6 protein-coding genes are annotated in these 5,764 nt (G+C 73.2%); 2 read left to right on the forward strand and 4 right to left on the reverse strand.

The window, feature by feature from the left end:
- The 4 genes from ACFXA3_RS33315 to ACFXA3_RS33330 form a co-directional block, all read right to left on the reverse strand.
- Window positions 1-805, reverse strand: an 805-nt coding sequence (locus ACFXA3_RS33315; RefSeq protein ID WP_385193026.1) for a caspase family protein, incomplete at its 3' end; no start/stop codon positions are given.
- 4 nt (window positions 806-809) lie between these two features.
- A complete protein-coding gene (locus ACFXA3_RS33320) occupies window positions 810-1,154 on the reverse strand; it encodes a hypothetical protein (RefSeq protein WP_385193028.1) in 345 nt (114 codons plus the stop codon).
- A gap of 64 nt (window positions 1,155-1,218) precedes the next feature.
- A complete protein-coding gene (locus tag ACFXA3_RS33325; protein ID WP_385193037.1) occupies window positions 1,219-2,607 on the reverse strand; it encodes an amidohydrolase family protein in 1,389 nt (462 codons plus the stop codon).
- Between the two features lie 160 nt (window positions 2,608-2,767).
- Complete coding sequence (locus ACFXA3_RS33330) at window positions 2,768-3,616, reverse strand: helix-turn-helix domain-containing protein (protein ID WP_385193030.1); 849 nt, start codon at window positions 3,614-3,616, stop codon at window positions 2,768-2,770.
- 159 nt (window positions 3,617-3,775) lie between these two features.
- Between ACFXA3_RS33330 and ACFXA3_RS33335 the strand changes: the two genes are divergently transcribed.
- Together ACFXA3_RS33335 and ACFXA3_RS33340 are read left to right on the forward strand one after the other, a co-directional pair.
- Window positions 3,776-4,714, forward strand: coding sequence for a GDSL-type esterase/lipase family protein (locus ACFXA3_RS33335; protein ID WP_385193033.1), 939 nt, complete (start codon window positions 3,776-3,778; stop codon window positions 4,712-4,714).
- 9 nt (window positions 4,715-4,723) lie between these two features.
- Window positions 4,724-5,764 (forward strand): MAB_1171c family putative transporter (locus ACFXA3_RS33340; RefSeq protein ID WP_385193035.1); only part of this gene is annotated, 1,041 nt, incomplete at its 3' end.

Raw genomic sequence — 5,764 nt, forward strand, 5'->3', positions numbered from 1 at the left:
CCGGCCGCGGCGGGGGCGCGCCCGGCGAGGGGACGGGTGGGGTGGCGAGCAGGACGTCTGCGCGCGTGGTGGCCGAGCGGCTCTGCGGCTCCCACGGCTCGGGGGGCTCGCGCAGCGTCACGTGGTGTGCGGACATGTGGGCCCTGAGTCCGTCGGCGAGATCGCCGAAGCCGACGTCGCCGCCGTGTCCGGTGAGGCCGTCGTGCAGGAGGCGCACGAGTCGTCCGGTGAACGGGGTGGGGGCGTCACCGTCGCCCGCGTCGATGCGGTTGTTGGCCTGGACCCCCATCAGCAGCGAGGTCCGCTGCCGCTGGGCGGCCCCGAGCGCGTCCCAGGCCGCCGACGCGTTGCCCGCGTAGCAGCAGTCGAGGATGACGACGACCTGCTCCGCCCTGGCACGGGACAGCACCGTGAGGACGCTCTTCCAGGGCACGCCGCCGCGGAACACGGACTCGGTGCCCGGCACGACCGTCGCCCGCCGCATCAGCATCCAGAGCTCGTCCCCCGTGCTGGGGACCGCGCCGTGGCCGGAGAAGTAGAGCAGGAGCAGCCCGTCGGCCTCCTCCACGGCGGTGTCCAGGTGCCGGTCGAACTCGTCCACGGTGCGCGGCCGGGTGACGGTGATCCCGTCCTGCGTGAAGAACCCGCCCGCGCGCAGCGCCCGTTCCAGTGCTGCGAGGTTGTGTTCGACCGCCGGAAGGTCTCCCGACACCCCGAAGGGGTGGCCGGGTTGTTTGAAGTCGTACTCGGGCACTCCGACGAGCAGTGCCCGGTTCGCTTTCCCGCGCGGGTCGAAGCGCGCCACCGGGCTATCTCCCGTCGCCGCCGGGCGTGACGTCGACCTCTGGGGGTTCGCCGCGTTCCACGGCGCGGCGGTTCTCGCGCCAGGCGCGGACACCGCTCTTCACCTGCTCGAACACCTCGTCGAACAGTCTGGGCGCCGCCGCTCCGATCAGGACCAGCATGATGTCCATCCCGGCACCCATCGGGCTGGCCGGCCCGTCCTGCGCCCCCGCGCGTTCGTGGATCTCCAGCCCGCCGCTGTTCCTGAGCGCTTCGAGCTTCTGCTCCCGTTCGAGCCACGCCTTCAGCGCCCCGACGTCGCCCTCGCTCGCACCCTGCGTCAGGCGCACGCGGATCGCGGTATTCGCCATAGCCTCCCCCTCAGCCACAACTCGACATGATGGCACGCGGGTTGGCGGAAGGGGCAGACCTCGGTCATGTGCGGGCCCCCAGTACGTACGTGCGCGAGGCGTGGACCTCGCGGCGCAGCGCGGGCAGGTCGACGTCCAGGACCTGTCCGTTCCACTTGCGGGGCTCACCGTTGATCAGGACGGTGCTGATGTTGCGTGCGTCGCAGCCCAGTACGACGGTGCCGATCGGGTCGTTGAGCGGCATGTTGTTCAGGTCCTCGGCCTGGACGACGAGCAGGTCGGCCCGCTTGCCGGGGGTGAGCGAGCCGGTGACGGCGGCGAGTCCGTTGGTGTGCGCGCCCTGGAGGGTGGCGAAGTCCAGGACGTCGCGGGTGGTGATGCGGGGGGGCTGCCGGTCGCTGCCGTACGCGGAGTTGACGGCACGCATCCGCTGGATGGCGTGCAGCGTCCGCATCTGCGTGAACATGTCGCCGGCCAGGGCGACTTCGACGTCGATGCTCAGGCCGGGCCGGATGCCTGCGGACAGCGCCTCGTCGACGGCGGGAACCGCGGTCTCCAGGCCGATCTGCGCGTCGGAGGTGGGGGCGAGGGCCACGGTCGTGCCGGTCTCGCCCATGGCGCGCCATGCCCCGGGGGTGAGCCCGGTGGCGTGGATGAGGGTGACACCGGGACCGAGGATGCCGTCCTTCGCCCAGCGCAGCACGGCCTCCGAGGAGGTGGTGCCGAAGACGGCGTCGACGCTCACGCCGATGCCCAGGTCCGCGGCGGTGCGGGCGAGTCCGGGCCCGTAGGCGAGCGCGGGGCCGGCGATCTCGTCGGTGGCGAGGGCCGCGAGGCGCAGGGTCAGCAGCTGGTCGTCGCTGCTGAAGTACTCGCTCCGCAGGCGGGTCAGATCGGCGGGCCACTGCCGGTCCCAGTCGCCGAAGTGCGGGCCCATGGAGGCGTGCACCCCGCGGATTCCGGTGTCGAGGAGGGCGCGGATCGCGGCGTCGGAATGCTCGCGGGTGCGGGAGTTGTGGGAGAAGTCGAGCATCGTCGTGATGCCGCTGTCGATCGCGGTCAGGGCCGCCAGCCGGGTGCCGGTGTACATGTCCTCGGGCCGGTAGACGGTGGCGTGGCCGGCCAGGGTGGACCTGACGTAGCCGCCGAGGTCGTCGACGTCCGGCATGATCCGGCGCAGCTGGGCCTGCCAGGCGTGCCGGTGGGTGTCGACGAAGCCGGGGGTGAGGATCGTCCCGGTGGCGTCGACGGTCACGGCGTCGGCTGCCTCGAGGCCGTGCCCGACGGCGGCGATCGTGTCGCCCTCGACGAGCAGGTCGCCGCGGTCGACGGTGCCGAGTGCGGGGTCCATGGTGACGAGGGTCGCGCCGGTGAACAGGATGCGCCGCCGGTCGGCGGGCCGGCGGCGGATCAGGTCGAGGGCGGCGGCGCTGGTGGTGTCGTGGACGGTCATGCGGGTCACGGGGGTCACGCGGGTCACGGGGTCTTCTCTCCGGCGCTGGGAAGCGGGGCGGTGACGGCCGGGCGGGCACGCACCGCTGTGCGCCACCAGCGTCGGCCGCGGCCGCCGCGGCAACCAGGTCGCCGTTTTCCCGGGTGCGGCGCACCCAGGATCAGGAGGCGCGGCTGCCCTGGAGCGCCCCGCGCCCGGTCCCGGAGCGCAGTTCCGTGAAGGCCGCCGCGGTGGCGCTCGCGGGCTCGGCCCGGTAGACGACCAGCTGCCGGTGCGGGGCGCCGTTGACGGTGAAGGCCGAGAGCTCGATCTCCAGAGCGCCGGCTTCGGGGTGCACGAGGTGCTTGGTGCGGTGCGTCTTGCCCCGCACGTCGTGCCGTGCCCAGAGCCCGGCGAATTCCGGGCTCCGGGCGCGCAGCGTGTCGACGACCTCGGTGATCCGCGGGGAACCGGGGTCGTGTCCGTAGGCGGCGCGGAGCTCCGCGGCGCAGGAGTGCGCGGCCCGCTCCCAGTCGCGGTGGAACGCACGCCCGGCCGGGTCGAGGAAGACCATGCGGGCCAGGTTGTCGAACCTCTCGAATCCGCTGTGCAGGGCGGCGGCGAGGGTGTTGTGCGCCAGGACGTCCAGGGCCGGTCCCAGGACGAAGGCGGGGGTGTCGGGCCAGCTGTCGAGCAGGCCCGGCAGGTGCGCGCCGACGGCGTCGTGGTCGGTGGGGGTGTCGTGGCGCCCCCGGGCGGCACGGGGCAGTCTGCGCAGGTGGTGGCGGGCCGCTTCGTCGAGCCGCAGGGCGGCGGCGAGCGCGTCGAGGACCTGGGGTGAGGGGCTGGTCTCCCGGCCCTGTTCCAGGCGCATGTAGTAGTCGGAGCTGACGCCCGCCAGCAGGGCCACTTCCTCCCGGCGCAGCCCCGGCACCCGCCGCCGGCCGTGCGCGGCCAGTCCCACGTCCTGCGGTCCGAGGGCTTCGCGCCGTGCTCTGAGGAACTCGCCCAAGGCAGTGCTGTCGCTCATGGCCCCAACCTAGCCGAGGCCCCGTCAGCCGGGTCGGGAGCGGGCGGTGGACGGCGGCCGGCCGGGGCCAACGGGCCTTGGGCGGGGTCCGGTTCGGTCGTCCGGGGGTGGCCGCTAGGGTGAGTTGATCAACTGTTTCAAGAAAGGCCATGCGGCTCAGTGACCGAAACCCGCCCCCACATCCTGTTCTCCTTCGGTACGTTGAGGGACGAACAGGTGCAGACCGCTCTCTTCGGCCGGACGGTGCCCACCTCCCCGGCGTCGCTGGCCGGCTACACCACCCGGCCCCTGCCGATCACCGACCCGGCCGTGATCGCCGCGAGCGGGCTCGACGTCCACCTGATCCTGGAACGGAAGCTCGGCTCCGCCGTCGAGGGCGCCGTCCTGCACCTGACCGACCGGGAACTCGCCGCCGCCGACGCCTACGAGGTCGACGACTACGCCCGCCGCCGGGTCGTGCTCACCTCCGGGGAGAGCGTCTGGGCGTACCTGGACGCGAAGCCGCTGCGCTCGGCCCAGCGCATCGTGATCGTCGGCGACAGCATCGCCTACGGGCGCTGCGACCCGCGGGGAGGATGGGCGGGGCGCCTGGCGGCCTCCCATATCGCACGGAACGAGGCCGAGCACCGGCTGTTCAACCTGGCCATTCCGGGCATCACCCTGGCGGACGTCAGCGAGCAGACGCCCGCACTGCTGGGCCCCCGTCGGCCCGACACGCTCCTGGTCGCCGCGGGGATCAACGACTCCGCCCTGCCGGCCGGTTCCCCGCAGGCCCTGTTCGACGAGCCGGTGCACGTCACGGACCGTCTCGACGCGCTGGCCGCCGCGGCGCTCGACCACAACGCGCGGCTCGTCGTCGCGGGACCGACGTGGATCGACGAGGAGCGCACCCACGACTACGAGGGTCTGTGCTTCACCCGGGCGCGCGTACTGGCCCTGCGCGCGGCCATGCGGGCCTGGTGCGAGGAGAACCACGTCGACCACCTCGACCTGTGGGAGCCGCTGCGCGGGAACGCCGGACTGCTCGTCGACGGCGTCCACCCCACCGCCGAAGGGCACGCGGCCCTGTACCGGCACCTCGACGAGCTGAGCCGCTGAGCGCGTGCGGTGAACGACTCGAACGGACTGGGCTTCTACCTGCCCGGCGCCCTGCTGCTCGTGGCGGCGGCCCTCAAGGCCCCCGCCCTGTACCGCAACCCCCGCGACGAACTCCTGCGGTCCGTCGTGACCCTCCTCGTCCTGGCCACCGCCGTGTTCGGGTTCACCGCGATCCCCACCCTGGTCGCGGTCAACCGGTTCACGGGGATCCCCAACGCCGCCGCGCCGGTGGTGTTCTCCCTGCTCACGGCCTTCTCGGGGGCCAACATCGTGCTCATCTTCCGGTGGAGCAGCGGTCCGCGGGACGCGGAGCGGACGCGCCGGCGGTCGCGCCTGTGCACCATGGTCACGCTCGCGGTGATCGCGGCCATCAACGTGCTGTTCGCGCTCGGTGACGCCCCCGTGGAACGCCTGCGCGACCTGGACACGTACTACGCGTCCACGCCGTACCTCAGGGAGATGATCCTCCTCTACCTCACGGCCCACACCACCGCGGCGGTCACCATGACGGTGCTGTGCCGGCGGTGGGCGCGCCAGGTCCACGGGCCGCTGCGCGCGGGGCTGACGCTGATCGCGTCCGGATACGTGCTGAACCTCCTCTACGACATCGCGAAGTTCAGCGCGATCGGGGCGCGCTGGGCCGGCGGCGACTGGGACGTCCTCAGCGCCGAGATCGCGCCGGCGTTCGCCTCGGTGTCCGCGCTCCTGGTCGCGACGGGGTTCGTGCTGCCGCTCATCGCCCAGCACGTCACGGGCCAGTGGGACATGTGGAGCCGGTACGTCCGGCTCCGCCCGCTCTCCCGTGAGCTGCGGGCGGCGACGCGGCACAGCATCGACCTGGCCGGTGGCCCCTGGACGCCCATCGAGATCCGGCTGACCCAGCGCGAGTCGGACATCCACGACGGGATCCTCACGGTCAGCCCCTACCTGCACGCAGCCGTACGGGAGCGGGCGCTGCGGGAGGAACTGGCCGCGGGCCGACCGGCCGACGAGGCCGCGGCCGTGGCCGACGCGGCGGCGCTGGCCCGTGCCGTCGTGCTCTGGGGCCGG

This window comes from Streptomyces sp. NPDC059456 (assembly GCF_042750055.1).
Taxonomy (GTDB): Bacteria; Actinomycetota; Actinomycetes; order Streptomycetales; family Streptomycetaceae; genus Streptomyces.